We start from the raw sequence: 26,597 nt of genomic DNA on the forward strand, positions 1-26,597 counted from the left end.
GGATTTTCACCTCACGTGCCGAGAATTTCAGTCAGGACTAGGCAAAATTTTCCAATTCCTCGAGGAGAACATGAAGGGCCGCTTGAGAAAAACGTTGTTTCAAAATCTCGCGGTCACCTTTGAAGTGAAATGATTCGGCCGAGATGTGATGATTTTTGGCCCGGCCAATACAAACTGAACCCACTGGGAACTTATCATTTCCTCCACCAGGTCCTGCGAATCCAGTAATGGAAATGGCGATATCGACACTAAGTCTTTCTTTTAGCCCATGGGCCATTTCTTCAGCGCACTTGATACTCACGGCCGTGCATTCTTGAAGAGTTTTAGCACTTACACCCAAAACGTGCTCTTTTACTTTTTCATCGTAACAAACAATGGAGCCCATGAAGCATTGGCTGCTGCCTGAGATATTCGTAATGCGATTTGAGCACAGTCCACCGGTGGCCGATTCTGCAAAACCAAAACGAATTTTTTTATGATTGGCCACAGTCACAATTCTTTCTTCCAATGATTCTGGGCCATAGCTCCAAACTGCGGATTTGATCGGTGAAGCTTCAATCACGGCCTTGACTGCAGAAACTTTTTCTGCGAGTTCACTCTGACTCTTGGCCCTGATCTTAACTCCGATATCAACACCCATGAGAATCGGAAGTGAACTCACTTCTCCAAACTTTTCGAGTTTGTCCCAAAGAGTTGGGTCAACTTCACCGAAGATTTTTTCTTCAGGTACTTTCTTGGTACGAATAATGACGGTTCCGAGAACCACGGATTGATCGAGCTTACTTGAAACGAGTTTAATAAGGTGTTCTTCCAGCATGCTCTTGAACTCGCGGGGAACTCCCGGAGCAGAGAAGAGAAACTTTCCTTTTTGTTCACTGAAAAAACCCGGAGCAAATCCAGTAGAGTTATTAAGAGGAACAAAGTTTTCTGGAAGATAACTGTAACCGTGATCCTTCCCGGGAAATGGGCGATCGAAGCGTTTATAGTTGGCCTCGGCCACTTGATGGGCCATTTCGGAATATGTAATTTTAGAACCAAAGAATTCAGCGAGTGTTTCTTTGGTGATATCGTCTTTGGTTGGACCAAGGCCCCCCGAAGTGACTATCAAATCACATTTATCATAGAGAACTTTCATGGCCTCTAAGATCGCGAGTCTTTCGTCTCTAGCGACCATGGATTGGTGAATTTCAAGGTGATAGGCCCTTAAAAAGTCGGCCAAAAGCTTAGTGTTTGTATCCGAAATCTTGCCGTCTAAAACTTCACTACCGATGACCAAATATCCAATCTTCATATGCACCTCAAATTACTAGGAATAATATAGAAGGAAATTCTTTGATTTTCCATGTTGCATGATGTAAAAGTCGAGCATAATGCCTAAGAAGTATCAATTCGAGCTGCCCTTTGATGTGGACCTCGAAAAATTTGTTAAGAAGACCTATCCCGAGATTCGGGAATTCCGGACCATCTCGAAAAGTCTGGACGCCCGTGGAGCTCCTCGTGGGAAGAAGCCTATTTTTCATTACATTCTTGATGCCTTAGTAACTGCGGATGATAAGTATCCTGAAGCGGAACAGTTTCCTAAGTTAAAACAATTGAAACAAAAACCAATTATCATTGGTGCCGGGCCAGGCGGACTTTTCTGTGCTGTTCGTCTCGCTGAATATGGCATTCCTTCAATCGTGATTGAAAGAGGGGATGAGGCCTCCAAGCGCATGCTTCATATCGCGAAGTTTTGGCGTTATGGAGAGTTAGATCCTGAGACCAACGTTTGTTACGGTGAAGGTGGTGCAGGACTTTTTTCAGACGGAAAACTTATCACGCGAATTAAATCTAATTTGGTTCAGTACGTGATGGAAAAGTTTGTAGACTTTGGTGCTCCGGCCGATACGGCCTATGTTTCAAATCCTCACTTGGGTTCAAATAAAATCAGAACCATTATTACGCAAATTTCTAACTGGCTTCGTGATCAGGGAACTGAGCTTCGCTACAACACCCGAGTCGACGAGCTTTTGACTGAAGGGAACAAAGTTGTGGGGGTAAAGCTTTCTACAGGTGAGAAGCTTTATTCAGATCATGTAGTACTTGCGACTGGTCACTCAGCTCAGGATTTGTATCAGCATCTGGCAGATATTAAAGTCGCCATGAAACCAAAAGATTTTGCGATTGGTGTTCGAGTTGAACATCCTCGTCGTTATATTGATTCACTTCAACACGGAAAGTTCTGTGAGGCCCCAGAGATGGGCTCTGCCCGTTATCGCTTAAGCTGGCACGATAAATGGACCGACCGTGGTGTTTATAGTTTTTGTATGTGTCCGGGGGGCTATGTTTTATCAAGCGGAACTGAGAAGGACGGAATTGTTGTTAATGGCATGAGTAACTATGCCCGCAATTCTCCTTGGTCAAATGCCGCTCTGGTGGTTTCGGTAAAATCAGAAAGAGATTTAAAATCAAATGATCTGATGGCCGGACTTAAGTTCCAGCATGAGATTGAACAGAAGGCCTTCGCTCTCTCTAAAAAAAATGCAACAGGTAGAGAACTTCCGGCCATGACGATTAAAGAGTTCATGGAAGGAAAGTTAAACGATAAGCCACTTCCTAAAACTTCTTCACCATCGGGAATTTTCAAAGCGGACATCCGTGAGATTTTTCCTCCATTCGTGATTGAGCACTTAAAGAAGGGGCTGGCCGAATTCAATAAAGACCTGGCGGGCTTTGTTTACGAGGAAGGTCTCTTGATCGCTCCGGAGACCAGAACATCTGCGCCTCTAACAATTCTTCGAGATAAAAAATCACTTCTTTCGGTTTCTCACCAAGGACTTTATCCATGTGGTGAAGGGGCCGGATACGCCGGAGGAATTACTTCCGCCGCCGTGGATGGCGTGAAGTGTGCACTAAGTATTTTAGAGCAAGAAAAACTACTCGATAACTCCGGCCATTAATTTTTCAATTTCACGAAGGGCAAGCTTTTCGGATTCGATTCTCTCCAGAATCTCCATCTTCTTTTGCTTTAATTGCATGACACTTTCTTTACAGAGTTTACCTTTAAGAGCAAACATCTTGGCCCCATGTTTTATGTCCTCTAGTGAGAAGCCAATCTCTCTGCCTTTTTTAATGAAAAGGAGTTCTCGCAAATGCCTTTCGGTATAGACCCGATAAGAGTTGGATTTTCGTATTGGAGATGTGAGAAGGCCAACCCGCTCATAATAGCGGATTGTATCGCGTCCAAGGCCACTTAATTGTTCGAGTTCAGAGATTTTCATAGGTCCCCATTTGACTGTGGAGTTACTTCATACTTTACCATAGTTTGCGAGAGGTGGATCCATGAAAATAACTCAAGTTCGAAATGCCACGATGATTTTATCTTATAAAGAACACAACATCCTGATTGATCCCATGCTGGCGGGACAAGGAAAGTTACCTCGATTGCGTTATCTGGGAGGAGGAAGTCCGAATCCGCTGGTTGAACTCCCTGAGAAGTTCGATGAAATTTCAAATAAAGTAGACTTCGCCCTGATTACTCACTGTCAGAAAGGACACTTTGATCATTTAGATCGCCGAGGTTCCTCTTTTTTACGTCAAAGAAAGATTCCAGTTTTTTCGAACGCCAAAGATCAAACCTATTTAAACAAACTGGGTCTTTTAACCACTCCTTTAAAGAGGTACATGAAGAACAATTTTTTCGATGGAACAATTGAGTTAGTGAATGCCAGGCATGGAATAGGCGGGATCTCCTTTTTAATGGAGCATGGAGTGGGATACTTCATCCGACTGCCACAGATGCCGAGTCTTTATATCATGGGAGACACTGTCCTTACGGATGAAATACGAAGCTTCATTGATGCTGAACAACCGGATTACATTGTTGCTCCAACCGGCATGGCAAAATTTGATATTGGTTCACCGATTTTATTGACCGAGAAGGAGACCATTGAGTTGTCTAAACTTTCGCGCGGAAAAATTATCGCAAATCATATGGATGCCCTCGATCATTGTCGGGTTTCTCGGTCTCGCCTAAAAGGGTTAATGGCGGAGTACTCTTTACGGAATATCTTGGTTCCTGAGGATGGGGAGAGTATTGATCTCGGGTTTTGAAAGCGTATTTTATTGAAATTAGGTAGCGGAGGGGGAGGTGGAAACAGAAAAAAATCCATCGGTTAACCCAACTTTGACTCGTCATATCCATGTCGCTCATGTAGACTCCCTCCATTAATCCCCACTATTGAGGACATTCATGAAACTAAAGAACATTGCCGTTGTGGCCCACGTGGACCACGGTAAAACGACTCTTGTTGACCAACTTCTAAAGTATTCAGGTACATTTTCTGCTCACGAACAGGTTGCTGAACGTGTGATGGATTCTGGTGAGCTTGAACGTGAACGCGGTATTACAATTAAAGCTAAAAACTGTGCGATTCGCTGGAAAGACACAAAAGTAAACCTTCTGGATACTCCTGGTCACGCCGACTTCGGTGGTGAAGTTGAACGTTCTCTTATGATGGTGGATGGTATTCTACTTCTGGTAGATGCTTCTGAAGGTCCTCTTCCTCAAACTCGTTTCGTACTAACAAAAGCTCTAGAGCGTGGAATTCGTGTTGGTGTATTCATCAACAAAGTTGACCGTGCCGATGAACGTATTGATGAAGTACGTGGCGAAGTAGAAGATCTTCTTCTTGAAATCGCCTCTAACTCTGGTCACGATATCGACCTAGATATTCCTTTCTACTACGGTTCAGGACGAAATGCTTACGCTTCAAAAGATAAGACTCGTCGTGAAGGTAACATGGATCCGCTTCTAGACTTCCTAGTAAGTGACTATTACCCATCTCCGAATTTTGATAAATCAGGTTCAGCACAACTTCTTGTGACTAACCTTTCATACTCAAACTACCTTGGTTCATTGATGGTTGGTCGTATCACTCGTGGTAAGATCGAAAACTCTAAGCAAATTGCTCACATCGGTGCTGATGGTAAAGTGAAGCCTTTCAAGGTCTCTTCACTTCAAATTTATGATGGTCTTGGCATGGCGACAGTTGATTCAGCTGAAGCTGGTGAGATTGTTATTATTTCTGGATTTGAAAATGGTGACATCGGTGACACTCTTGCCGCTGTTGATAATCCTGAAGCACTTCCTCGTATTGAAGTTGAGCCACCTACAGTATCTGTACAGGTATCAGTATCAACTTCTCCAATGTCTGGCCGTGAAGGTGAATACCTAACGTCTAGAAAACTAGAAGAGTTCCTTATCGATGCGATTCGTAAGAACGTATCTCTTAAATATGAGCCAACTGAAGATCCAAAAGTTTTCATTCTGAAAGCGCGTGGTGAGCTTCAAGTAGCAGTGGTGTTCGAAGAAATTCGTCGTGCTGGTTTCGAGCTTATGATTGCTCGTCCGCAAGTTATTACAAAAGAAATCGATGGCGTTCTAATGGAGCCGTTCGAGCGTCTAGTTCTGGACGTGCCTGATGATTCAACAGGTGCAATCACAGAAAAGATGGCAACTCGTAAAGGTCGTCTTGAGGCCATGGCACCATTCGGTGAAGGCCGTACTCGTATGGAATTCCATGTTCCATCTCGTGGTCTCATCGGTTACCGTTCAACGTTCCTGACTGATACTCGTGGTCAGGGTCTTATGTCTTCTTACTTCGTAGGCTATGAGCCACACGTGGGTAAGATGCTTGCTCGTCAGAACGGCGCTCTTATTTCAGACCGTGCTGGTAAAATTACTCCATACGCTCTCTTCAATCTTCTTTCTTCAGGGAAGCAGTTTGTTCTTCCTACAGAGCAAACATATGAAGGTCAGGTAGTAGGTGAGCATACTCGTCCTAACGATCTAAACGTAAACGTATGTCGTGAAAAACACCTTTCATCAGTACGTACGGCCGGTAAAGATGAGAACATCATTCTTCCACCAATTCCTCCAAGAACTCTTGATTGGGCACTTGATTGGATTGATGACGATGAGTGGGTAGAAGTAACTCCGAAAAACATCCGTATCCGTAAAAAAGAACTTAATCAAAATATGCGTAAAGTTACACGCTAGTTTATGGGGCCTCTTCGGAGGCCCTTTTTAATTGTGCTTGTCAGTTATCTTGCGAAAACCTTCACTCATTCAATCTCGTCTTCATTGTTATAATCAGATTAGTCACTATATCTCTCATTGAAGAAAGGAGGGATTATGAAAAAACTAATTGGTTCGGTCTTACTTCTTAGTTTAAGTTTGTATGGAAGCGCGGCCACTTCTCAGAAAAAAGTTTCACCTCCGGCCAGTGCTGACATAGGTGTCGCCACTCCCACTGATTCAAGTACCAGTCCTTCGGGCATCTCTAACAGTTCAGGTATCACCACTGATGAGATGAATACGTCTCCGAATCCGGCCCCTGCAACAGAAGATGAATTACTTCGAGACACCACTTTGACAAAAGACGTTCCTCAGTCAGGACCTTCAAAACCAGAGGGTAAAGGCATGGAGGCCCAGCAGGATGAGAACGCACTTGATTACAGTACAACCCCTAAGAATCAGAAAGAGGTTCCACCAGTAAAAAAGCCAAATTCGAATAAGATCAAGAATTAAAGTTCTTTGCTCCACTATCCGATAAGTATGGTAGTGGAGAAGAACTTATGAAACTGATCGTGTCTTGCGTTTTATTACTTTCAGGCGCGGCCTTTGCCGGATCTGTAAAAGATTTTAATAAAGAGCTGATTGAAACGGTGAAAACTGATTTCAAAAAGGACGAGGACGCATTCAAAACCAGGGCCGCTCGTGCCCCTGCTTCTGTGGAAGTAGAAGTTACTCCAGCGGATGAAGTCCCAAATAAGATAGATAAAAACGTAAGGCAAATCGGGCCAAATAAATGGTAAAAAAGAGGGACGAAAGTCCCTCTTTTTATTTGAGCAATTTTTAGAGACATCCGATAAGTCCTCAATGAAATTCTATCTCTCACTTTTGTTGTTGTTTGCTTCCACCCATGGTGAAGCGCAAAGTTGCCAATTAAAAAGTCAGGAAGCCCTTGGCAGAGAAGTTCTTGATGAACTCACAAGAAATCCCATTAATTGTGACAATCAATCCATACATTTAACTTTTGATGATGGCCCGAATCCTCAGGTGACGCCTGTACTTCTGAAGGAATTAAAAGCACGCAATGTGAAGGCCACATTTTTTGTGTCTACGACCAACTTAGAGGCCTCACATCGAAGTCACGAGACAAACCTGGCATTGGTAAATGAAACCATGAATGCGGGCCACTTAATCGCAAGTCACGGTCACGAACATAACGCTTACGATTTGCGAATGGATGGTAAAGGTGAAGTGCTGGAGAAAGGTTTTACTGATCAACAGAAAGAACAACAGATTACTCGTAGTGTTCAGCTTTTAAACTACGCCACCCAGAACCGTTTTAGTAATCAAAAACCTTTGCTCTTTCGATTCCCCTACGGGCGAGGGGCGATGCCTTCGGCCGCTGAATTAAAACGAATGGACCAACAAGGGACCATGCGTTTTCAAAGTAGGGATTATGCTGGCCAATTGGCGGAGTACCGTCGCCAAAGTGCTCCTCTGCAAATCCTTGCCGGTAATGGTTTTTCTCATCTCGGCTGGAACAATGACTCCGGTGATTCATCTCATGGGATGGGGATGCCTTCACGAGATGTTCTAAAAAGTTATGTCGTAAAAAATCTAAAAAGTATGTGCTCAGGCAATTCCATGCAAGTGGCACTATTTCACGACATCAAGATCATGAATACGGCCGCCATTCCAGTCATCCTGGATATCGGAAAATGTTTGGGACTTAATTTTGTCTCGCCCAAAGAGATGATGAGTAACTCACAGAGTTTGGTTGACCGTGGAGTCTTGATTCAAAAATCGAAAACTCTAAGAGCACCGGCCGATACTTTAGGAGAGCTGATTGCAACGGTGACTCAGGCCGGGACCGCAACTCCAGAGTGTCCTCCGGAGAAAGATCAGACTTGTTATAGTGAGCAGTATAAACGACGTTATCAGGAATGCGAGGGTGGGGCCTCCATCTGCCTTGGCGGTCGTTGGTACTCCCGCCAAGATCCGATGATTCTTTTGAACTGTAACTTGAAAGACTAACGATTCATTAACTTACTTAGAAAATCCACAGGCACTGGGAAGAAAGTTGTTGAGCTGTTATTAGAGCCGGCAACTTCTCTCATGGTTTCTAAGAAACGAAGAGTGATGGCGTCTTTTTGTTCACCAAGAACCTGTGCCGCTTCTGCAAGCTTCTTAGAGGCCTCAAATTCACCTTGCGCAGAAATGATCTTCGCGCGTTTTTCACGTTCAGCTTCAGCTTGTTTTGCCATTGCTCTTTGCATTTCAACCGGAAGGTCGATGGCCTTAACTTCAACGTTTGTCACTTTAATACCCCATGGCTCAGTTAACTCGTCCAAAATGCCCTGAAGTTTAGAGTTAATGGCATCACGGTGAGCAAGAATCTCATCTAGCTCATACTGGCCCACCACTGAACGAAGAGTGGTCTGAGCGATTTGTGCAGTTGCGTGGTAGTAGTTTTCAACCGAGATGATGGCGCGCTCAGGATTACTCACTTTGAAGTAAACCACCGCGTTCACTTTAAGAGTCACGTTATCTTTGGAAATAATGTCCTGAGAAGGAACATCCATCGTCACGAGACGAAGATCAACTTTGATCATTTTTTCTAGCCCTGGGATCAGGATAATAAGTCCGGGCCCACGAACTCCTGAGAATTTTCCGAGACGGAAAATAACACCTCTTTCATATTCATTAAGAATTTTGAAAGTGCTGAACAAAATAAGTGCGGCGAAAACAATAAAAGGCAAAAACGTAAGAGACATGGAAGCTCCTTATGAGTGAGATGTCTTTTTAATTTTTATAAGTAACTGTTTTGGATCAACGGAAGTGACTTCCACTTGATCACCAATTTCAATATTCTCCTGGGCCTCGGCGTTCCAGATTTCACCCAGAACTTTTACCTGATATTGGTCACCAGAAAGACGAGTGAGAACAAATCCTTTGGCCCCGGTCGGAAGAAAAAAGTCGCCCGGGCTTTTTTGTTTTTTCTTATCGTTCCAAAGATACCAAACAATAAGGCCAATGGCCGTTGCAACACCTGCCAGAGTCGACAAGAGTACCGGATATTCAACTGAAATGTAACCAGAGTCTCCGTGAAATAAGAAGAGAGAGCCCACAACGAAGGCCGCGAGTCCAGCAACAGAGAGAAGGCCATAGCTGGTTATGAACACTTCTAAAATGAGTAAGGCGATTCCGAGAACGATAAGACCCATTGAGCCCCAGTCCAGAGGAAGAACCTGAAAAGCGATGGCGGCAAGAATGATAAAGGCCACTCCGAAGGCCCCCGACACATATCCACCTGGTGCTTGCAGTTCAAAGTAAATCAGCGCCACACCAATTAAAAAAAGAAAGTAGGCCGTCGAAGGGTTGGCCAGAACTTCTAAAAGTTTTTGTCCCATCGTCGCTTCGTATTCTTTGAATTGAAGATTATGACTAAGTTTTAATGTTTTTACTTCGCCATCAAGAGAAAGGGTTTTCCCATCGAGATAAGTAATCAGATCCTGCTCGTTAGAAATGACTCCATTGATGATTCCAAGTTTTATTGCCTCAGCGTCTGTATAGGACTCGGCCTCGGTAATCATTTTTTCAAAGGGCAGAGAAGGGCGACCGCGGGATGTGCTCAGTGAGCGCACCAGTGCCGCCAAATCGTTCATGGCCTTTTGGCGCCCATCACCTTCTTTTATGTCCTCACCCAGACCTACAGGAGTTGCTGCTCCAATATTTGAGCCTGGAGACATGAAGAGAAAATGAGAAGCCGATGCAATAATCGCCCCGGCACTTGAAGCTGAGGCCCCTTCCGGAGTGATCCAGACGACGACCGGTCTTTTCTCACGGCCAAACATGGTGATAATATCTTTCGTGGTCGTAACCAGGCCACCTGGTGTGTTCATTTTAAGCACAATCAGGGAGGTCTTAGGCAAAGCTTTGAAATGTTGGTTCAGATAATCATAGGAGGCGGGAGTAATGGCGGAATTTATGCTCAACAGACTGATCTCGTTCACCACATAGTCTGAACAAAGCCCCGTTAAAGGCAAAACTCCCAAGACAAAAACCAAAAACTGCAGTATTATTCTCTGTCTCATATACATCTTAGGTTAATGAAAACCAGACACACGTACAAGTTAAAAGGGTCGCCTATGGCAACGCAAAAAATGAAATTTTATATCGCAACCATTCTTAATCCTCAAAATGATAAAGAATGTGACTTCTATACCAATGGTCTTCTTGCAGTTGAAGGCACAAAGATCAAAGACGTCCTTCCTTTAGAGAAAGGAGTCAAGAAATACGGCGCGAAGATGAATAAGCGTAACACGACTGATTTTGGTCATGCTGTGATCATGCCAGGGTTCTTCGATATGCACTTTCACTGGGTACAGGACGATGTAAGGGAGATGCCTAAAGATTCTCTTCTTGAGTGGCTTGAAAAATACACTTTCCCAACTGAGATGAAATTTGCAGATAAGGCCTACGCGAAGAAGCGCGCTGAACTATTTTTCCAAAAGCTTGTTCGTCACGGAACTCTGGGTGGCGCGTGCTATAGCTCAATTCACGAACATGCCGTAGATGCGGCCATGAAAAAGGCCAAGGGACACTTTGTGATCGGTAACGTGATCATGAATATGAATTCACCAGAGGCCCTGACTCAATCAGAAGAATCATCTCTGAAACTGACTCAGAAACTGATTAAAAAGTTTGGCAAAAAACACTGCTTCACTCCGCGCTTTGCGATCACGACGACTCCGAAAGTGATGAAAGAGGGAAGTAAGATGGCCGATAAAGCGAAGTGCTTTAAGCAAACTCACTTGTCTGAGACTCCTGCTGAAATTGATTTCGTTTTGTCGATTTACCGTAATCTTCCTGGTTTTGAAAAAGTGAAGAGCTACACAGAAATTTACGAGAAAACTGGCATGCTAGGTGAGAGATCACTGATGGGACATGGTATTCACCTTTCAAGCAAAGAGCTTCAAACTCTTAGCAAAACGAAGACCAGTGTTGTTCACTGTCCAACATCAAACGCTCCTATCGAAGAGAAAGGACTTGGTTCAGGTCTTTTTAACTTTAAACAAGTTGAAAAGAGCAAAGTAAGATGGGCACTTGGTTCTGATATCGGTGGCGGACCTTTCTTATCTATGTTTGATGTGATGAGAAGTTTTGTCGATCAACATAAGAAGAAAGAGGCCACATTTGTAAAGGCCCTTTACCGTTCAACTCTTGCTGGTGCTGAGATTTTGGGTCAGGGCAAGGCCACTGGTAACCTTAACAAAGGCAAAGAGGCGAGCTTCATCGTTGTGCCACTTCCAAAAGATAGTAATCCTAAAGGTGCTGAGGCCCTTTTAAGTGACCTCATTACTCCTCACCGTAAGGACCGTCATGGTTACGAGGGTCTAGTGAAGGATGTCTACTTTTGTGGGAAGGCCCTTTCTAAATAGCCTCTTAAAGTGGCCAGTTTTAGATAAACCATTAAAAAAACGTCTCCTAAGGTAGTTGGATTAAGTTACTGAACTCATGGAAAATTGCGGATCTTTTAGTCTGCTGACTCAGGTTAGGGACATAATTCGACTACCTAAAAAATTGAGAGAAGAATGAACTCCCCTCGCATTTTGTACATTGATGATGAAGTAGATCTTCTGGATCTAGCTGCCACATTTTTCGAAGAAGAAAATCTTCCGATCGAAACATGTTCAGATTTTCAGGAAGCATTGGCCTTAATCAGGGCCAATAAATATGACCTGATTATCTCGGACGCAAAAATGCCGACGGGAAGCGGGCCTGAATTATTTCGTATCGTGAGAAGCGAAGGTCTCTATTCAGGACGCATTGTACTCGTCACAGGCAACATAGAAGATTTCGGATCAGAGAAAAGCCGATCCGATTTCGATCTCGTGATTTATAAACCAATTCGCTTTCAGGAGTTGGTGGCCAAAGTTAAAGAGATGCTTTCAGTTTAATTCCAAAACAATTGGACAGTGATCTGAACCCATAACATCTGGTTTGATGTAGGCATCTTTTACTCTTGGAAGTAAATCTGGTGTGATGAAGAAGTAATCGATCCTCCATCCAACGTTTCTGGCCCGCACACCGGGCATGTTACTCCACCATGTATAGGCACCTGTTTTCTCCGGATTGAGATGACGGAAAATATCCACATAGCCTTCGCCAATAAATTTATCCATCCACGCTCTCTCATTCGGAAGGAAACCAGTGGTTTTTTGATTGGTCTTAGGATTGGCGAGATCAATTTCTTTGTGAGCAGTATTGAAGTCACCAGTGATGATGATGGGTTTTTTCTTTCGAAGTTCATTCATCTTCGCAAGAACGTCATCACAAAATTCCATCTTGAAAGGGACTCTTTTATGATCACGTTGCCCATTCGGAAAGTAGCAATTCAAGAGATAAAATTCTTCGAGTTCGTGAATGAGAACACGTCCTTCTGAATCGAAACAATGTTTTTCAATATTTTTCGTGTCAAGGATTTTCTCTCGAGAAAATGTGGCAACACCTGAATAGCCTTTTTTTTCAGCGGAACTATGAAAAATCTCATGCTCCTTCATTTCTCTGATTTCAAGAGGAAACTGATCGAAGTTAGCTTTTGTCTCTTGTAGGCATAAGATATTTGGTGATTCCTTAGTGAACCATTCAAGAAATCCTTTATTATACACAGAGCGTATACCGTTAACATTCCACGAAATTAGCTTCATAAAAAATTTTTCCTAGTTATTTTCAAAAAAGAAGGTCGATAAGATAGATAATAATTTTTTTGTGAATGGTGAATGACATTCTAGAAAAAATGAATATTATTTTGAATCTCGCCCCAACCTAGACGGAGAACACATGCGTTGCTTTAAGAACATTGCTCAGCTTATTCGTACAAAAAGAATGAATCATCCAAAAGGTTACTCTCAGTCTGAGCTTTCTCATTTACTTGGCTATAAGAATGGTCAATTCATTTCAAACGTAGAGCGTGCTCTTTGTAATATCCCTCTTAAAATGCTTCGCAAAGTATCTGAAGTTCTCGATATCCCTGCTGAAGAATTGAAAGCTGCTATTCTCAAAGACCAAGAAGAGACTCTTAATAACTACCTCTACAACATCAAGCCTTCTAAGAAAGAAAAAGCTGAAGTACAAACAACAGCTCATGTAGCAACTTACGGTGCTACAGGTACAGACGGAATTTAATCGTTAATTTATTGAATTTTTTTTGATGAAGGTCAGGCATTGCCTGACCTTTTATTTTTTAGGCAAGACCTTTCAGTTTTAGATAGTCTTCAAAAGTTCCCTCAGATTCTTCCGTATCCTCTTTGTATTCTTCGAAAGCTTCTTTTTGAGAGTCTTTGAAATGCGGATCTTCATTTTCATCTGGTTGGAAACCCTCTTTGGCAATTTCTTCCGGATTCCAGCCGCGATTATTAGAGTAGGTGAGATCAAGCTTGTAGCGCTCAGTTTTACGCTTTTCCAGGGCCTCACGCTGCCAAGGCTCTAGATTGGCCTCAAAGCGACGAAGATGCTCAATGCTGTCAAAGAAGTTCTTTTCAAGCTTGTACAGCTGACGCTCATCCACGCGGTTAAAATACTCGTAATACTTTCTACGGGTGATCAAGTGTTGCTCAAGTAGGTTGTCGTACTTAACCAGGACTTGATTCGTGGTTAAAACACGACCGCTGCCCCGACGGTTACGGCTTCCTTGGGTTCTAGAACCCGCCTGGTGGCCTCTATTGCGATTTTCGGCCGACGCTGCCTTCGGACCGGCCGGAGCGTTCTGGCCTTGTCTTGGGGCCTGATTTCGGTTCTGCCCGCCCTGAGGACGATTGGCATTGCTTTCTGGACGGTTTGCTTGACGGTTTTGCCCGTCTTGATGACTCTGCTGGCCTCCACCGCCTCGGTTGCCGCGATGACGACGTCTGCGGTTGCCGCCCCCTCCTTGTCCTGGGTTAGGATTAGGATTCGGGTTATTTGAATTATTCCGTGATTCGCTCACTGGTTACACCTTGGATGAAAACTTTTTAAGTCTTAATACTATGCTTCAAGCCAAGAATTTGTCTAGGCGAGACGAATAAAACGTGATTCGAGGGGTGGTTTGGCATATAATACTCTCAATTATTTAACTCATATTGAGTGGAGGTTTTTGTGGCCAAAAGAAGAGTAAAAGTTGCTGTCACTGGTGCTGCCGGACAGATTGGATATGCAATTCTTTTCAGAATTGCTTCGGGACAAATGCTAGGACCTGAAACGGAAGTTGAGCTTCAGCTTCTTGAGCTTGAACAAGCTCTTCCTGCACTTAAAGGTGTGGCGATGGAACTTGAAGACTGTGCATTCCCACTTCTTAAAAATATCGTTTTAACTTCAGATCTTAATACCGCATTCAAAGATGCTAACTTCGTAGTTTGCGTGGGATCAGTTCCTCGTAAAGAAGGTATGGAGCGTTCGGATCTTCTAAAAATTAACGGCGGTATCTTCACAGCTCAAGGTAAAGCGATTGAGAAAAGTGCCGCTTCAGACGTAAAAGTGTTTGTTGTGGGTAACCCATGTAATACAAACGCTCTTATCGCTATGAATGCTGCTAAAGGAATTCCTTCTGATCGTTTCTTCGCGATGACAACTCTTGATGAGAACCGTGCGAAAGCACAACTTGCTCTTAAAGCAGGTGCAGATGTTTCAGCAGTGAAGAACCTAACAATTTGGGGTAACCACTCTGCTACTCAATACCCAGATTTCTTCAACGCTTCAATTAATGGTAAAGCAGTAACTGAAGTGATCTCAGACCTTGAATGGTTAAAAGGTGATTTCATTAAGACTGTTCAACAGCGAGGGGCAGCGATCATTAAAGCGCGTGGTCTTTCATCAGCTGCTTCAGCTGCGAACGCTGCGATCGACGGGATTTATAATCTTGTTCATGAAACTCCGGCAGGTCAGACATACTCAATGTGTCTTGCTTCGAATGGAGAGTACGGTGTTGATAAGGGACTGATCTTCTCTTTCCCATGTCGTACAGAAGGCGGAAAAATCAAAGTTATCGAAGGCATTAAGCATAATGAATTTGGTCAAGAAAAGTTCAAACTTACTCTCGACGAACTTCGTGGCGAGCGTGATGCTGTAAAATCTCTAGGTCTAATCTAAGCTACCAATATCAGGGCGCCCAGAGCGTAACGCTTTGGGCCCTTTTTTCTTGTCATATCCCCCCTAATTCCCTATAAAAGGCTCTACGTTTTTTTTAATGTGAGAGGGCCTTGCTTATGAGTAACATGCAGGAAACGATCAAGCTTTCCGGGTTTAATAATTTAACGAAGATTTTGTCGTTCAATTTTTACGACTTCTGCATTGCTATGAATGAACAGCAGAAGCAGGATTACATTAACTACATTCACACTAAATACAGTGCTAAGAACATTGGTCTGATCGCTCGTAAAGTATGTGAAATTATCGAGGCTAATATCCTTTCGGAAACTGTTCAGGACTATGAACCGGTCGGTGCTTCGACTATGACGTTGATGTCTGACATCAAGGGCGGTGGTAACTGGGAAGTTGGTCCGCAAGGTCAGGCCGCAGTTAAAATGCACTTGGATAAATCTCACATCACAACTCACACTTATCCGGATGCTTCGGATCCTGAAGGTATCTGTACTTTCCGTCTGGACCTGGATGTTGCGACTTGTGGAGAAATCATTCCACTTAGAGCTTTGAACTATATGTTTGAAGTATTTGAGTGTGACGTGGTCTACATTGATTACGTTGTTCGTGGTTACACTCGTCTTGAGAACGGTAAAAAGATCTATAACGATCACTACTTCAACTCAATTCAAGACTTCATTAAGCCTGAAGTACTGGAGTTGTATAGATACCGTCAGGACCTTAACCTTGCGAACGATAATATCTGGCAAACAAAGCTTATGATTAAGCCAATGGGCCCAGAGAACTATCTTCTAGATCCAAACGATCGTAATCACCCAGATATCGATCACAAAATGGCGCTTCTTAAAGACGAAATGAAAGAAGTGTTCCACCTGAACTAATTTCAAAAACTATTTGTTAAATGACAGCCTTTCACGATGACTCGATCATCTGGAAGGTTGTTTTTTACTTCTGGAATTTTTGTCCAGTGAACCTGAGGAGAGAAGTGATGCTCCTGATGGTAGCCGTTGTTGAACCAAATCCAATTATAGAATGAATTGTAACAGCTGACTGAATCGCGTTTGCGGTCGTAAGGATCAGCGTGATGATGCTCGCAGTGGTTTTCCCAGAGAGCGAACACCTGGCCTAAAAAAATACTCGGAACGATATAGGCGAGGAATAGTTTCCAGTTGAGCGCGAGAAGGACTCCGGAGAACGCCAACATGAAAAGTATTTCAACGAAAACCAGTTTTGATTTCTTGGCCGCTTCTGAAATGAGTCCGGGAACGTCGGTTCTAAAAACTCCCAGCACTGAATAGGCGATGATGTTTTCATCTTTGCCGTCTTTTCCATGTCGACGAGTTGAAGAATCATCTTTGTCTGGCTGATTGTTGTAACGGTGATGCTGGAGATGATGAAGTCTGTAGGCCGACTGTGGGATACCAATGCCAACGGAATTAAAAACCGAGAACATTTGATTTAAGAGATTACTCTTGAAAAACGGCAGATGAATAAAGTTGTGAGACACACATTGATAGTTTGTCCCCACCATATAGACATTGATAATGACCAGAATCATGAGCACACCGTGGCTTAGAGGTGTCACAAAAGGTAATACTAAAAGTGTGAACTGGAAGATTGCTTCAATGACTAAATATATGTCTTTCGATGAATGTTTAAGCATACGAATATTGTATGCGAATTCAGATTTTAAGAAAGAGTGGCCGTAATACCAATATTCCGAGGAGAAAGCTCTTCTTCAAAGAATTCCTGAACGGTCACCTGATAGCCCTGTTCCTCTAAGAAAATCGCTCTATCTAGCTGGAGATACAATTCCATAACTCGTCCGAAGGCGTTACGGATCATCCCGGCCGCCAGCATACGGTCGATTAAAAGTTTTAAATCCGGGTGGGCGAAGAAGGCATTTAATTCCTCTTCCGTATGACGAGGTTCAAGGTTAATTCGCTTGAACTGCTCAAGTGCATAATGACCAAAACTTTTGTCGTAGAGCTTGGGTGAAGAGTTCCCTAGAGTCACGAGTTCCTTAATGTCGTAATGATCGTGAAGAAGAATATGAATGGCGTAGCGGAAATACTTCACCTTCTGTTTCAGATCAAAATCTTTCTCATCCATTTTTCGGTGAGCTCGACAAGCAAGTGTTAAAGCAAACTTGTGCATGTCCAATCGCTCATCGAATCCTTGTGCGAACTTTGAGATGTTTTGCAGATCAGATTTATCCAGAGTGTGGTAGCAGCAGCCAAAGTTTACCAGGGCCGGAACTTTTTTTGAGCTACTGACTTTGATGATATCAAGAGCAAGGCGACCACAGGTGTGGAGTCCTACCGGCATCACGTTTTGCTTTAGGATTTCTACAAACTCACCCTGGTCACTGACCTTAACATTTTTGTACTGGACCTTATTGGAAGGATCTTTGGCGTTCTTGATATGAATCTCTGTACCTGTTTTTTGCAGTTCCGGGTTCATGTCGAGGGACGTGACTTTCAATTTGTATTGGTTATTTAGGGTCTGCGCGAGATAACCAATTCCACCTCCGATGTCCAACACCTGATCAATCTTATGGGTATGGTAGAGATGATTTAAGTGAGGGGCGAGACGACGGATTTCATGCTGCTTTTTAGGAATCATGAATAACCAGGTCCAAGGCTCTTCTGGCATCTTCTCGTAGTTTGGAATTTGAGGCACTTGGGAAAGTTCTTCAATCCGTTTGTAAAACTTAATGAGAGAAGGGGATTCGATATAATCAAAAACATCCTTCTTTTCCAGTCGGATCACGTCTTCCTTATTCTGGAAGCGCCGTAAATCTTCGATCCATTCCATAGGGTACCCTTCCAATGGATTTGGATACATCAGCATGATTTCGTTTTGCCATATTCTTTGATATGGTTTTAAAAAATCCAAAATCTCTTGGAAACGTTCTCGGTGATTCATTTCGAAAGGGTATATCACAGCTTATGAACAAGATAAATAAAGTGGCCATCTACGGGATGGGAAAATCCGGTAAAGCGGCCCTTAAACTCGCTAAAAAATACAAGCAAGACTTCTATGCCGTGAATAAAGGTCCGGTACAGACCTGGTGGGAGGCCGAGCAATTGGCCGATATTTGTGGAACCTGTGCCTGTGCTTCCGAAGAGGACTTCGCTCAGCATTTTCATAAAATGGATGAAATCGTTATTTCTCCGGGAATACCGACCACTCATCCGGCCCTTAAAAAAGCCGTCGAGAAGGGTGTGCCAATTGTTTCTGAGATTGAATACGCTTACCGCGTGACTAAAGATATTCCGGTGATTGCTATCACGGGAACAAATGGAAAAACCACCACCACCACCATGATTGCTGAGGCCCTTAAAATGGCCGGTAAGAGTGTGTTCTGTGGCGGCAATATTGGTGTCCCGTATTGTGATCTCGCTGTGTCCGGTGAGAAAGTTGATTATGCCGTCATTGAAGTTTCAAGTTTTCAGCTTGAGACCATTAAAGAATTCCATCCGAAGATTGGTTTGATCTTAAACGTTTTCCCAAATCATTCTGAGCGCTACGATGCGGTTCATGATTATGCTAAAGCAAAGTTTAATATGCTCATGAATATGACTGGTGAAGATCATCTTATTCTTGGAACTGAGAATCCGTATCTGGATGACATTAAAGATCATCCGGCCAAGCGCACGTATTTTACCAAAGGCAGTTTGCCGGCAGAATTTAAGAGTATGTTTGATTTCTCACAGGCCCGTGCTCGTGGTGAACACAATGAAGCAAACTTCTTTGCCGCCTATGAAGTATTAAGACTTTTAAACATTCCGAATTTAAAAGAACTCTTTCAAAAATTTATCAATGAGTTTTCGGGAGTTGCTCACCGTCTGGAATACGTACTATCGAAAGATGGGCTCACGATTTATAACGACGCCAAGTCGACGAACTCTTTAGCGACGACAACTGCGATTAATGCCTTCAAAGACTCAAGCGAGCCATTGTACTTGATCCTTGGTGGAAAGCTTCGTAACGAGAATGACAAACTTCTCCCAGATCTCCTTCCGTTTAAGGGCAGGATCGCCAAGATCTTCACCATTGGTGACGTGACTGAGCGTTTATACCAAGAGCTTGGAAATGATTTTGTGATTGAGAAAGCAGGGGATCTTCAAACGGTGTTTCAGAAAGCAAAGGGCCTCAAAGGCAACCTGGTTTTTTCACCAGCATTTCCTTCGTTTGATCAATTCAAAAATTATGTGGATCGTGGAGAGAAGTTTAAGGCCTGGGCGAAAGAAGCTTTTTAGTGACGATTCATGTGATCGTTATAGCTTTGGTCGATTGAGGCAGGAGATCTTTCGTTTACGTGCTCAGGTGCTTTCTCGGCCATTGCAGTTTCAAATGAAATTTTGGCGATGAAAAACACCATCAAAACCACCACAATCGAACCTAGTTTTACACCCATATATGCCCCAAATAACAATCAAAGTTATTGTCTCTTAGGGCCATATCGGCACATTAAATGAAAACCTTAGAGTTTTTAGTCAAAGATTATTGAGTTTTTACTGCCAAGTTTCCGAGGCGCTCAAGAAGCTGATGAACATCGGCCTTGTTGTGATAAAGTCCAAAACCAAATCTCAGGCGTTTCCCTCGACGATCTATAAGAACTCTGGCTTTTTTTAAGGCCTCTTGAATGTCCTCAGCTTCTTCTAAAGTGGCCGCTTCAAAGGTCAAAAAGTGCCCGTGCCACTTAAGATTCAGGTCAAATAACGGGGTGAGGTTATTGCCAGCTATAAAGGTCTTAGGAATGGCCTTCAAGAATTCCATCTGAAGGTCGCGAACAAAGTTATGAATCGCTTCAACCGTGAGATACTCAGATTTAAAGAGGTCCCAGGTGGCATTAAAACGGTAGAGTCCTGAAGGGTCCTGAGTAGCACCCATAAAGGCCATCCAGTCATCCGAGTAACCGACTAAGGCTCCTTGGGGTTTAGTCAGATGGGCATATTCGGCAAACCAACCTGTGTAGGCCGGGCGCCAGTTACCTTTTGGGATTACCATGAAGCCCACACCTTCACCTCCCTGGCCGTATTTATAACCGCCACCAAGGTAGAAGATCTTGCCTTCCAATTGAGAGAGGTCAGTTGGAATGGCTGCAAAGCCATGATAGCCGTCGACCACCATCAGCGTAGGTGATTCAACTGCTTCCGAAATTTCCAAAAGCTCTTCATCTGTGAAGGCAACACCAGAATCAAAAAAGACCTGGCTTAAAAAAAACACATCTGGTTTTTTAGTGAGTTCTTTTTTGAGTTCATTAATCACACCGCGACGATCTTTCATGAAGTTTTCTGAAGAAACAATGCTGACATTCACTTCAGGGATCTCAGAGAGACGAAGAATTTGCCTTCTCCATGAATGAAATTCGTTACTGGTGGTAAGAACTGAAAGACCCGGTCTGCCTACAAAAAGTGACAGAAGACGAGTGGAAAGTTCATGCGTATTGGGAGCGAAAACAATTTGATGAGGATCTTTGAGTTTTAAAATCTCAGCAATATGCTTCTGGGCTTTCGGCATCACTTCACCAAAGACCTTGTTCCATTTTTCATCACTCGCGAGGGCCGTATCGTCCCAATAGCGAAGTTGTGCTTCTCTGGTGACATCGGGCCAGAAGTGATGAGAGTGGGCCGCGAAATGAAGTTTCCCTTCGTGACCGTTTAAGAATCTTGTGTAGTATCGCTTATGATCTGAATGAGTCATACACGATGTCCAGTTGGTCCTTAATGTTTTGAGGAAGTGTCGGAATCATAGATTTCGGAATAAGGAACGTGGCGAGATTAAAGAAATCAATGAAAGCGCGATTTCTCTCTGTGGTTGATCTTAGGTATTCGTGACCTGAAGATCCACCAGTTCCAATTTTGGTTCCAAGAATTCTTTGAACCATAATGGCGTGACGGTAACGCCAGGTCGTGAATTTTTCATCCACTTCAACCAGTGCGTTCAGAATTCTAAATGGCATTTGAAGAGCAGGATAATCACGATAAAGATAAATGAACACGGCCGAAAGCATCGCTTTTTGAGAGAGGCGGACTTTTCCCTCTCCTTGCCAAGCTGTATATAAACTTGAATCGAGAAGAGTGTTGAAAGTGTTCTGAGTCATGTCCAGGTTTTTAAGTTCCATCGTGCGTGTACGATCATCAAGAACCGGGTTATTAGAGATGATCTCGCGGTCTTGCTTCAGCATCTTGTCTACCGCCTGAGAGTATTCTCCCCAGAAATCGAAATCTTCAAACTGACTGAAAGGCATTCTTTCGAGCCAAGCTTCAAGAAGTTCAAAGATACTGATCTTCGCTTCTTCTGCTTCCAGAAGTTTTTTGTCTTCCGCTTTTAAGCGAGAGTTGAAGAATTGCTTTTCAACTTCCATACGATGCTGGGACTTAATGCCAAGAATCGCTTCGATGAGTTTGAATTGAATGCTTTGGAAACCTGATGCGGGAACCAGATAATCTCTGAATTCCATGAAGTCCAGTGACGTCATGGTTTCCATCACCTGAATCTGATCAATCAAGAGTTGTTGAATGGTGGTCACTCGTTCAATACGAGCAATGATAACCGACAAATCCGTTGAGGGAACGAATGGCTGCTGCATGATTTCTCGAACCGAATTGAGTTCGTGAAGAATCTGTTTAAACCACAGCTCATAGGCCTGGTGAATGATGATGAATAGGGTCTCATCATGGGCGGTTTTCCCATATTTAGTACTCTCTGGGGCCTGAGCGCTCAGGATTTTAGGGAGTTGCAGGTAGTCACCGTAATAAACTGGAGTCTGGATTTTCATTTAAGCCTTCCCAAGGATGTCGGAGGGGAGTAATTTATTTAAACGAGGATATTCTATGAAAAAAGCTTTCAATCTATCAAATCAAACCATTAAATCTAATATTCAAAAACTCAGAAAAGTTATGACGGACCGTGGCCTGGATGGCATGTACATCTCAAGCTTTGACCCTTTTCTGAATGAATACGTACCTCTTCAGGACAATCACCGCTTTTATATCACAGGTTTCACTGGCTCGATGGCCGAAGTGCTGGTTCCGGCCAATGGCCGTGTCAGACTTTATGTGGATGGTCGCTACCATGAGCAAGCGGACCTGGAAGTTGATGCTACAGAAGTGGAAGTGGTGAAGACGGGCCCTGATTCTTCCACGACTCAAGATCTTGCCAATGATGTTAAAAAATTAGGCATTAAGAAACTGGGTTACGAAGCTGATCGCACGGCCCTTGGATACTTGAAGAAACTTTCAGATGTGGCCTCAGAAACAGTGGCGCTTGAAGGTGGCGAGCTTGCCAAAGAAATTCCTTTTGAATCACTACCTGCTTTAAAAGAAGTTCAACTTGTTCCTCGCGAATGGCGTGGACGTGATACTCTTGAAAAAACGCGCTCGATTTTTTCTAACGAAAAAGAGGCGATGTTCTTAACCGCACTTGATTCAATCGCCTGGATCACGAACTGTCGTGGTTACCATCTTCCGTTCCTTTCAAGTTTTTATGCCAAAGCTCTTGTGACGAAAGAAAAAGTTTATGTATTTGTCACTCCGGAAACTCCGGTTTCTGATAAAGCGAAGAAGGAGTCAGGACTAGAGTTTATCTCTCTTCCATTCAACAATCTTCCTCGCGAACTTGATCGACTTCAAAACACACTTCACTTAAATGAAGTGCAGTATATGCCGAGCATGCTGAATTCAGCTGACTTCGCGATGTTGGTGAAGGTCTTCGGAACTGATCGCTTAAAAGAAAAAGCCGATGGCCTCTATGGTTATCAGTCGATTAAAGAGCCAGTTGAAATTCAGCAGATGGATGCTTCATTTAGAAAAGCGGACAAGGCGATCTTCAACACCATTAAGTGGGTGAAAGATTCGATCAAGGCCGGCAAACGTATTACGGAGCTTGATCTTTATAACGAAACATCAAAGAAATACAAAGAGCAGGGCGCTCATGATCAGAGCTTCAACACTATCGCTGGTGTAGGGCCCAACGGTTCCATCGTTCACTACGGTGATCCTTCTGATGAAGTGGTGATTAAAGACACAGACATGATCCTCCTTGATTCTGGTGGGTACTTTGATGGTGGTTGGGCAACCGATACCACAAGAACGTTCTTCGGTGATTCATCTAAGAAACCAGATCCAAAAATGATTGAAATCTACACTCTTGTTCTTAAGGGCACACTGGCGGTTCAATCAGCGGTCTTTCCTGAGGGCACAAAAGGTAACGTGCTTGATGGTCTGGCAAGAAACGCCATGAGAAAGTACGGTTACGATTATAGTCATGGAACTGGCCACGGGGTTGGTGTTCATGTTCACGAGCCAGGGGTGAGAATTTCTACGATTTCAAATGTTCCGATGAAAGCGGGACAAGTGGTTTCAATTGAGCCGGGAATTTATATCCCTGGTTTCGGTGGGGTTCGTCTTGAGAACATCGCTTGGGTTGAAAAACATCCGAAGTTCCCTAAGATGCTTCATTTTGTTCCATTCGTGTATATTGGATTTGATCCAGCGTTGATCGACATGAATCTACTTAACTCGGAAGAGAAAGTGCTTCTTGAAGAGTATGAGGCAGAATGTTTAAAACGCGGAACTAGTCTTCGTTCTCTTAAATAATCTATAAGCTTCAGCAATTAAAATCATAAGCCCCAAGCTGATCCCCATTTGAACAAATGGCGGATTGCTTGGTGGTTCATCGTCCTTACCACCTACATTTTGAATCGTGCCACAGCTACCAAGTAGACCACCAGAAAGACCAAAAGCGTCTACGTGCATCGGATAAAGATAGGTCACTCCATCCACATCATCTTGGCCAAGATTTGTACGAAGACTTACGGTTCTGTAATACATCAGGGCCGCAGAATCTTCGGAGTGGCCAAGACCAATGGCGTGTCCAATTTCATGGGCGAGCACTGAAATTTTATCTGAAGTCGATAGTGAACCAAAAGTTGGAGCAAAATCATTAATAAGAATGACCGCACCAACAATTTTCTTTCCGCTAAATTTATTAGGAATGGTCACGGCCAGAACATTGTTCGAGCCGAAGTTATCAGGATTTGAATTACAAGCAATAATGATGTCTGTAACTGGTGGAATTAATCCATTTGGATCGGCGGTCCCATCATTAATACAATCCTGGTCAGTAGGAGAGCATAGGCGTCCTAGATTGATATTGTTAATGGCCTCAGAAGCTCCGGAAGCATCCAGTACAAGAGCAGAAGTAGGGACCTTGTTCCAGAATTTATCCACTGCTGGTTTAATCATATCTTCAAGCTCACCTGGAGTTATACCAGAGTTCGCTGGAGTACAAACAGTGTTTCCGGCCACTCGTACTTTCACGTTATTGTCTTTGAAAGAAGCTCCAAAGTTATTGTTAAGCGTGTAAGCTTCGGCAGTTCCAATTGTGAGTAACAAACCAATAATAAACTTCATAAGACCTACTGATCCCAGTAATAGGAAATAAAGAGTGTATATGAAAGCTGACGTCTTTCTTCTTTGAAAAGGGCGTATGTGTAAGTCTGAAGACGAAGGGCCCATTCCTGATATTTGGCCTCTAGCCCCAGATCAAAAGTATTGTTCAAGCTAGAACGGTTTTCTTCCGGATAATAAAAAGTAGAAGTTGAATTACCGTTATTCATTTCAACTGTACCGCCACGGCCATGTTGATTGGCCCACATGATTCCCGTTCCCACGCGTAGTCGTAACCAGTCGAGAGGGTCATAACCAAAGTCGGCACGAAACATAAAAAGGTTCTTAATGATTTTTGAATCACCGGCAGAACGGGGAAGGACCCAGTTAAACTCCGGAAGGAAACGCCAACCATACTTGATGGGCATTGAAAGACCAACACCAATGGTTGGAGCTTTGGCATCAAATTTACGCGTCCCCCCTGAGGAGTCGTTTTGGATGTTATCGTAAAATTCTGTGTGGGTTCCGAGATTGAAAAGAATGGATTCAATTTGCTTCTTCTCTTCTTGGGGTCTCACTGGTTGAGTTTTTCGAGGAGATGTGGCCCGCTTGGTCCGTCTACCATAAGTAGAAAGATCTTGAGCAGAGGCCGTTAAGCAAAAACAGCCTAATATAGTCCACAAAATTAATCTCTGAGTCATTGGTAAACACTATCAAATTTCTTAGCGGATCGCTATCATAGAGCGATATATATTTTGGAGCTTCCATCTATGTTCGAAAATTTTAAAGTTCCTTCAGAGCTAAGACCTTCCGATCCTCGTTTTGGAGTTGGTCCATCACTTATTCCCATTGAAGCAGTCGAGAATCTTGCAAAGTCTGGGGCCAAGTTTTTAGGAACCAGTCATCGAAAAGATCCGATTAAGAACCTCGTGAAAGAAGTTCAAGATGGTCTTCGTACCTATTTTAATCTTCCGTCTGATTATGAAGTGGTCCTCGGAAATGGTGGTGCTACTTTCCTCTGGGACATGATGGGACTTGGATTAGTTGAAAAGTCTTCGCTTCATTATATCTGCGGAGAGTTTTCTGATAAGTGGTATCGTGCCCATAAACTTATTCCTTGGATCACGGCCAAGGAAGTAAAGGTTGAGTTCGGAGAAGGAATCAATCCAAAAGAAGAACCAGGGTTTGATTTCATTTGTTGTACGTTGAATGAAACTTCAACCGGGGTACAGCTTTCAAATATTCCTAAGCTCAAAGATCCAAATACTCTGATGGCAGTCGACGCCACTTCGGGGGCAGGGCAGATTCCGGCCGACTTCAGTAACATTGATATTTATTATTTCTCACCTCAAAAAGTCTTCGCTTCTGATGGTGGTTTTTATGTGGCGTTCATGTCAGCGAAAGCAATAGCTCGTGCCAAAAAAATCCAGGAAGACAAAACTCGTTACATCCCTGAAGTGATGAAATGGTCGAATGCCATTGAAAATTCTCGCAATAACCAGACTTATAATACTCCCGCCATTGCGACAATCTTCCTGCTGAATGAGCAAATCAAACTCATGAACAAGTTAGGTGAAGCAAAGGTCACTGAGCTTGCAAAGAAGAAGGCCCAGCTTATGTATGGATGGGCAGAAAGTAAGTCTTATCTTAGTCCGTTTGTGAAGAATCCTGAGTTCCGCTCACAAGCAGTGGTCTGTATTGATGTGGACGAGAAATATAAAGTTGATGATTTAATCAAGGTTCTTCGCGCTCAAGGTGTGGCGGTGGATATTGATGGATATAGAAAACTTGGTCGCAATCAATTCCGAATCGCTCTCTTTCATAATGTGAGTTATGAGAATTTAGAGAAGCTCACGAAAATCATTTCTCTCGCCATTGAATCGGAAAAATAAATTTTAATTTCGCATCGAGCACTCTCAAAACGAGAGTGCTCGACCTTTTGCGGCTACATTTCCTCTTGAGTTTCACGTTAGGCCCTCAGACTTTATTTCGAAGAGTTAAAT

General features: G+C 43.3%; 27 protein-coding genes. 14 read left to right on the top strand and 13 right to left on the bottom strand.

Annotation, left to right across the window (positions count from 1 at the left end; translation table 11 throughout):
* Nucleotides 1-37 precede the first annotated feature (37 nt).
* A complete protein-coding gene (locus tag ACJVC5_RS10270; protein ID WP_408095416.1) occupies nt 38-1,291 on the bottom strand; it encodes a nicotinamide-nucleotide amidohydrolase family protein in 1,254 nt (417 codons plus the stop codon).
* A gap of 79 nt (nt 1,292-1,370) precedes the next feature.
* Between ACJVC5_RS10270 and ACJVC5_RS10275 the strand changes: the two genes are divergently transcribed.
* Entirely contained in the window at nt 1,371-2,939 is a 1,569-nt protein-coding gene (locus tag ACJVC5_RS10275) for an NAD(P)/FAD-dependent oxidoreductase (protein WP_408095417.1), read from the top strand.
* Here the strand turns inward: ACJVC5_RS10275 and ACJVC5_RS10280 are convergent.
* Entirely contained in the window at nt 2,916-3,260 is a 345-nt protein-coding gene (locus ACJVC5_RS10280) for a MerR family transcriptional regulator (protein ID WP_408095418.1), read from the bottom strand. The two genes, ACJVC5_RS10275 and ACJVC5_RS10280, sit on opposite strands and share 24 nt — an antisense overlap.
* Nucleotides 3,261-3,321: 61 nt before the next feature.
* Here ACJVC5_RS10280 and ACJVC5_RS10285 point away from each other — a divergent pair, with 61 nt between their 5' ends.
* The 5 genes from ACJVC5_RS10285 to ACJVC5_RS10305 all read left to right on the top strand — a co-directional run bounded on the left by ACJVC5_RS10285 (nt 3,322) and on the right by ACJVC5_RS10305 (nt 8,089).
* Entirely contained in the window at nt 3,322-4,092 is a 771-nt protein-coding gene (locus ACJVC5_RS10285) for an MBL fold metallo-hydrolase (protein WP_408095419.1), read from the top strand.
* Nucleotides 4,093-4,231: 139 nt separating this feature from the next.
* Nucleotides 4,232-6,040 carry a translational GTPase TypA gene (gene typA, locus ACJVC5_RS10290; RefSeq protein WP_408095420.1) on the top strand — a complete coding sequence of 603 codons (1,809 nt, stop codon included), beginning with the start codon at nt 4,232-4,234 and terminating at the stop codon, nt 6,038-6,040.
* 135 nt (nt 6,041-6,175) lie between these two features.
* Nucleotides 6,176-6,571, top strand: a complete 396-nt coding sequence (locus tag ACJVC5_RS10295; protein ID WP_408095421.1) for a hypothetical protein — start codon at nt 6,176-6,178, stop codon at nt 6,569-6,571.
* A 47-nt stretch (nt 6,572-6,618) separates the two neighbouring features.
* On the top strand, nt 6,619-6,858 hold the full coding sequence (locus ACJVC5_RS10300; RefSeq protein ID WP_408095422.1) for a hypothetical protein: 240 nt from the start codon (nt 6,619-6,621) through the stop codon (nt 6,856-6,858).
* A gap of 64 nt (nt 6,859-6,922) precedes the next feature.
* Nucleotides 6,923-8,089: a polysaccharide deacetylase family protein gene (locus tag ACJVC5_RS10305; protein ID WP_408095423.1), complete on the top strand. Its 1,167-nt coding sequence runs from the start codon at nt 6,923-6,925 to the stop codon at nt 8,087-8,089.
* On the opposite strand, the gene ACJVC5_RS10310 is transcribed toward ACJVC5_RS10305, so the two are convergent.
* Together ACJVC5_RS10310 and ACJVC5_RS10315 are read right to left on the bottom strand one after the other, a co-directional pair.
* The gene (locus tag ACJVC5_RS10310; protein WP_408095424.1) at nt 8,086-8,829 is read right to left on the bottom strand and encodes a slipin family protein; all 744 of its coding nucleotides are present in this window, start codon (nt 8,827-8,829) and stop codon (nt 8,086-8,088) included. The genes ACJVC5_RS10305 and ACJVC5_RS10310 overlap by 4 nt on opposite strands.
* 9 nt (nt 8,830-8,838) lie before the next feature.
* Nucleotides 8,839-10,149 carry an NfeD family protein gene (locus ACJVC5_RS10315; RefSeq protein WP_408095425.1) on the bottom strand — a complete coding sequence of 437 codons (1,311 nt, stop codon included), beginning with the start codon at nt 10,147-10,149 and terminating at the stop codon, nt 8,839-8,841.
* Between the two features lie 54 nt (nt 10,150-10,203).
* Here ACJVC5_RS10315 and ACJVC5_RS10320 point away from each other — a divergent pair, with 54 nt between their 5' ends.
* The gene (locus ACJVC5_RS10320) at nt 10,204-11,496 is read left to right on the top strand and encodes an amidohydrolase family protein (protein WP_408095426.1); all 1,293 of its coding nucleotides are present in this window, start codon (nt 10,204-10,206) and stop codon (nt 11,494-11,496) included.
* Between the two features lie 153 nt (nt 11,497-11,649).
* Nucleotides 11,650-12,015, top strand: coding sequence for a response regulator (locus ACJVC5_RS10325; RefSeq protein WP_408095427.1), 366 nt, complete (start codon nt 11,650-11,652; stop codon nt 12,013-12,015).
* Here the strand turns inward: ACJVC5_RS10325 and ACJVC5_RS10330 are convergent.
* Nucleotides 12,007-12,765 carry an exodeoxyribonuclease III gene (locus tag ACJVC5_RS10330; RefSeq protein WP_408095428.1) on the bottom strand — a complete coding sequence of 253 codons (759 nt, stop codon included), beginning with the start codon at nt 12,763-12,765 and terminating at the stop codon, nt 12,007-12,009. The genes ACJVC5_RS10325 and ACJVC5_RS10330 overlap by 9 nt on opposite strands.
* 133 nt (nt 12,766-12,898) lie before the next feature.
* Here ACJVC5_RS10330 and ACJVC5_RS10335 point away from each other — a divergent pair, with 133 nt between their 5' ends.
* Nucleotides 12,899-13,243 carry a helix-turn-helix domain-containing protein gene (locus tag ACJVC5_RS10335; protein WP_408095429.1) on the top strand — a complete coding sequence of 115 codons (345 nt, stop codon included), beginning with the start codon at nt 12,899-12,901 and terminating at the stop codon, nt 13,241-13,243.
* Between the two features lie 58 nt (nt 13,244-13,301).
* Here the strand turns inward: ACJVC5_RS10335 and ACJVC5_RS10340 are convergent, their stop codons facing one another.
* On the bottom strand, nt 13,302-14,042 hold the full coding sequence (locus tag ACJVC5_RS10340) for a hypothetical protein (RefSeq protein ID WP_408095430.1): 741 nt from the start codon (nt 14,040-14,042) through the stop codon (nt 13,302-13,304).
* 149 nt (nt 14,043-14,191) lie between these two features.
* Here ACJVC5_RS10340 and ACJVC5_RS10345 point away from each other — a divergent pair, with 149 nt between their 5' ends.
* The gene (locus ACJVC5_RS10345; RefSeq protein WP_408095431.1) at nt 14,192-15,181 is read left to right on the top strand and encodes a malate dehydrogenase; all 990 of its coding nucleotides are present in this window, start codon (nt 14,192-14,194) and stop codon (nt 15,179-15,181) included.
* A 116-nt stretch (nt 15,182-15,297) separates the two neighbouring features.
* Nucleotides 15,298-16,074 (top strand): S-adenosylmethionine decarboxylase, encoded by a 777-nt coding sequence (locus tag ACJVC5_RS10350; protein WP_408095432.1) that lies wholly within the window; start codon nt 15,298-15,300, stop codon nt 16,072-16,074.
* Between the two features lie 2 nt (nt 16,075-16,076).
* Here the strand turns inward: ACJVC5_RS10350 and ACJVC5_RS10355 are convergent, their stop codons facing one another.
* Together ACJVC5_RS10355 and ACJVC5_RS10360 are read right to left on the bottom strand one after the other, a co-directional pair.
* Nucleotides 16,077-16,856 carry a fatty acid desaturase family protein gene (locus ACJVC5_RS10355; protein WP_408095433.1) on the bottom strand — a complete coding sequence of 260 codons (780 nt, stop codon included), beginning with the start codon at nt 16,854-16,856 and terminating at the stop codon, nt 16,077-16,079.
* 26 nt (nt 16,857-16,882) lie between these two features.
* Complete coding sequence (locus tag ACJVC5_RS10360; protein WP_408095434.1) at nt 16,883-18,121, bottom strand: methyltransferase; 1,239 nt, start codon at nt 18,119-18,121, stop codon at nt 16,883-16,885.
* A gap of 23 nt (nt 18,122-18,144) precedes the next feature.
* Here ACJVC5_RS10360 and murD point away from each other — a divergent pair, with 23 nt between their 5' ends.
* On the top strand, nt 18,145-19,458 hold the full coding sequence (murD, locus tag ACJVC5_RS10365) for a UDP-N-acetylmuramoyl-L-alanine--D-glutamate ligase (protein WP_408095435.1): 1,314 nt from the start codon (nt 18,145-18,147) through the stop codon (nt 19,456-19,458).
* Here murD and ACJVC5_RS10370 read toward each other — a convergent pair.
* From ACJVC5_RS10370 to ACJVC5_RS10380, 3 genes are all read right to left on the bottom strand, one after another.
* Nucleotides 19,455-19,616, bottom strand: coding sequence for a hypothetical protein (locus ACJVC5_RS10370; RefSeq protein ID WP_408095436.1), 162 nt, complete (start codon nt 19,614-19,616; stop codon nt 19,455-19,457). The genes murD and ACJVC5_RS10370 overlap by 4 nt on opposite strands.
* 86 nt (nt 19,617-19,702) lie before the next feature.
* Complete coding sequence (locus tag ACJVC5_RS10375; RefSeq protein WP_408095437.1) at nt 19,703-20,905, bottom strand: aminotransferase class V-fold PLP-dependent enzyme; 1,203 nt, start codon at nt 20,903-20,905, stop codon at nt 19,703-19,705.
* The gene (locus ACJVC5_RS10380; protein WP_408095438.1) at nt 20,886-21,983 is read right to left on the bottom strand and encodes a tryptophan 2,3-dioxygenase family protein; all 1,098 of its coding nucleotides are present in this window, start codon (nt 21,981-21,983) and stop codon (nt 20,886-20,888) included. The genes ACJVC5_RS10375 and ACJVC5_RS10380 overlap by 20 nt, the downstream gene beginning before the upstream one ends.
* Nucleotides 21,984-22,038: 55 nt before the next feature.
* On the opposite strand from ACJVC5_RS10380, the gene ACJVC5_RS10385 reads away from it, so the two are divergent.
* A complete protein-coding gene (locus tag ACJVC5_RS10385; protein WP_408095439.1) occupies nt 22,039-23,802 on the top strand; it encodes a M24 family metallopeptidase in 1,764 nt (587 codons plus the stop codon).
* Here ACJVC5_RS10385 and ACJVC5_RS10390 read toward each other — a convergent pair.
* A complete protein-coding gene (locus ACJVC5_RS10390; protein WP_408095440.1) occupies nt 23,767-24,618 on the bottom strand; it encodes a matrixin family metalloprotease in 852 nt (283 codons plus the stop codon). The genes ACJVC5_RS10385 and ACJVC5_RS10390 overlap by 36 nt on opposite strands.
* 5 nt (nt 24,619-24,623) lie before the next feature.
* Nucleotides 24,624-25,277: a hypothetical protein gene (locus tag ACJVC5_RS10395; protein ID WP_408095441.1), complete on the bottom strand. Its 654-nt coding sequence runs from the start codon at nt 25,275-25,277 to the stop codon at nt 24,624-24,626.
* 87 nt (nt 25,278-25,364) lie between these two features.
* Between ACJVC5_RS10395 and ACJVC5_RS10400 the strand changes: the two genes are divergently transcribed.
* Complete coding sequence (locus ACJVC5_RS10400; protein ID WP_408095442.1) at nt 25,365-26,486, top strand: aminotransferase class V-fold PLP-dependent enzyme; 1,122 nt, start codon at nt 25,365-25,367, stop codon at nt 26,484-26,486.
* Nucleotides 26,487-26,597: the final 111 nt, after the last annotated feature.

This window comes from Peredibacter sp. HCB2-198 (genome assembly GCF_045999315.1).
Taxonomy (GTDB): domain Bacteria; phylum Bdellovibrionota; class Bacteriovoracia; order Bacteriovoracales; family Bacteriovoracaceae; genus Peredibacter.

Bases quoted from the DNA above. Each gene is read 5' to 3' on its own strand.
- ACJVC5_RS10360 (WP_408095434.1), bottom strand. From the start codon at position 18,121: ATGAATCACCGAGAACGTTTCCAAGAGATTTTGGATTTTTTAAAACCA.
- ACJVC5_RS10390 (WP_408095440.1), bottom strand. From the start codon at position 24,618: ATGAAGTTTATTATTGGTTTGTTACTCACAATTGGAACTGCCGAAGCT.
- ACJVC5_RS10270 (WP_408095416.1), bottom strand. From the start codon at position 1,291: ATGAAGATTGGATATTTGGTCATCGGTAGTGAAGTTTTAGACGGCAAG.
- ACJVC5_RS10285 (WP_408095419.1), top strand. From the start codon at position 3,322: ATGAAAATAACTCAAGTTCGAAATGCCACGATGATTTTATCTTATAAA.
- ACJVC5_RS10355 (WP_408095433.1), bottom strand. From the start codon at position 16,856: ATGCTTAAACATTCATCGAAAGACATATATTTAGTCATTGAAGCAATC.
- ACJVC5_RS10385 (WP_408095439.1), top strand. From the start codon at position 22,039: ATGAAAAAAGCTTTCAATCTATCAAATCAAACCATTAAATCTAATATT.
- ACJVC5_RS10305 (WP_408095423.1), top strand. From the start codon at position 6,923: ATGAAATTCTATCTCTCACTTTTGTTGTTGTTTGCTTCCACCCATGGT.
- ACJVC5_RS10350 (WP_408095432.1), top strand. From the start codon at position 15,298: ATGAGTAACATGCAGGAAACGATCAAGCTTTCCGGGTTTAATAATTTA.
- ACJVC5_RS10375 (WP_408095437.1), bottom strand. From the start codon at position 20,905: ATGACTCATTCAGATCATAAGCGATACTACACAAGATTCTTAAACGGT.
- ACJVC5_RS10275 (WP_408095417.1), top strand. From the start codon at position 1,371: ATGCCTAAGAAGTATCAATTCGAGCTGCCCTTTGATGTGGACCTCGAA.
- ACJVC5_RS10380 (WP_408095438.1), bottom strand. From the start codon at position 21,983: ATGAAAATCCAGACTCCAGTTTATTACGGTGACTACCTGCAACTCCCT.
- ACJVC5_RS10335 (WP_408095429.1), top strand. From the start codon at position 12,899: ATGCGTTGCTTTAAGAACATTGCTCAGCTTATTCGTACAAAAAGAATG.
- ACJVC5_RS10300 (WP_408095422.1), top strand. From the start codon at position 6,619: ATGAAACTGATCGTGTCTTGCGTTTTATTACTTTCAGGCGCGGCCTTT.
- ACJVC5_RS10325 (WP_408095427.1), top strand. From the start codon at position 11,650: ATGAACTCCCCTCGCATTTTGTACATTGATGATGAAGTAGATCTTCTG.
- ACJVC5_RS10400 (WP_408095442.1), top strand. From the start codon at position 25,365: ATGTTCGAAAATTTTAAAGTTCCTTCAGAGCTAAGACCTTCCGATCCT.
- ACJVC5_RS10315 (WP_408095425.1), bottom strand. From the start codon at position 10,149: ATGAGACAGAGAATAATACTGCAGTTTTTGGTTTTTGTCTTGGGAGTT.
- typA (WP_408095420.1), top strand. From the start codon at position 4,232: ATGAAACTAAAGAACATTGCCGTTGTGGCCCACGTGGACCACGGTAAA.
- ACJVC5_RS10320 (WP_408095426.1), top strand. From the start codon at position 10,204: ATGGCAACGCAAAAAATGAAATTTTATATCGCAACCATTCTTAATCCT.
- ACJVC5_RS10330 (WP_408095428.1), bottom strand. From the start codon at position 12,765: ATGAAGCTAATTTCGTGGAATGTTAACGGTATACGCTCTGTGTATAAT.
- ACJVC5_RS10370 (WP_408095436.1), bottom strand. From the start codon at position 19,616: ATGGGTGTAAAACTAGGTTCGATTGTGGTGGTTTTGATGGTGTTTTTC.
- murD (WP_408095435.1), top strand. From the start codon at position 18,145: ATGAACAAGATAAATAAAGTGGCCATCTACGGGATGGGAAAATCCGGT.
- ACJVC5_RS10310 (WP_408095424.1), bottom strand. From the start codon at position 8,829: ATGTCTCTTACGTTTTTGCCTTTTATTGTTTTCGCCGCACTTATTTTG.
- ACJVC5_RS10280 (WP_408095418.1), bottom strand. From the start codon at position 3,260: ATGAAAATCTCTGAACTCGAACAATTAAGTGGCCTTGGACGCGATACA.
- ACJVC5_RS10295 (WP_408095421.1), top strand. From the start codon at position 6,176: ATGAAAAAACTAATTGGTTCGGTCTTACTTCTTAGTTTAAGTTTGTAT.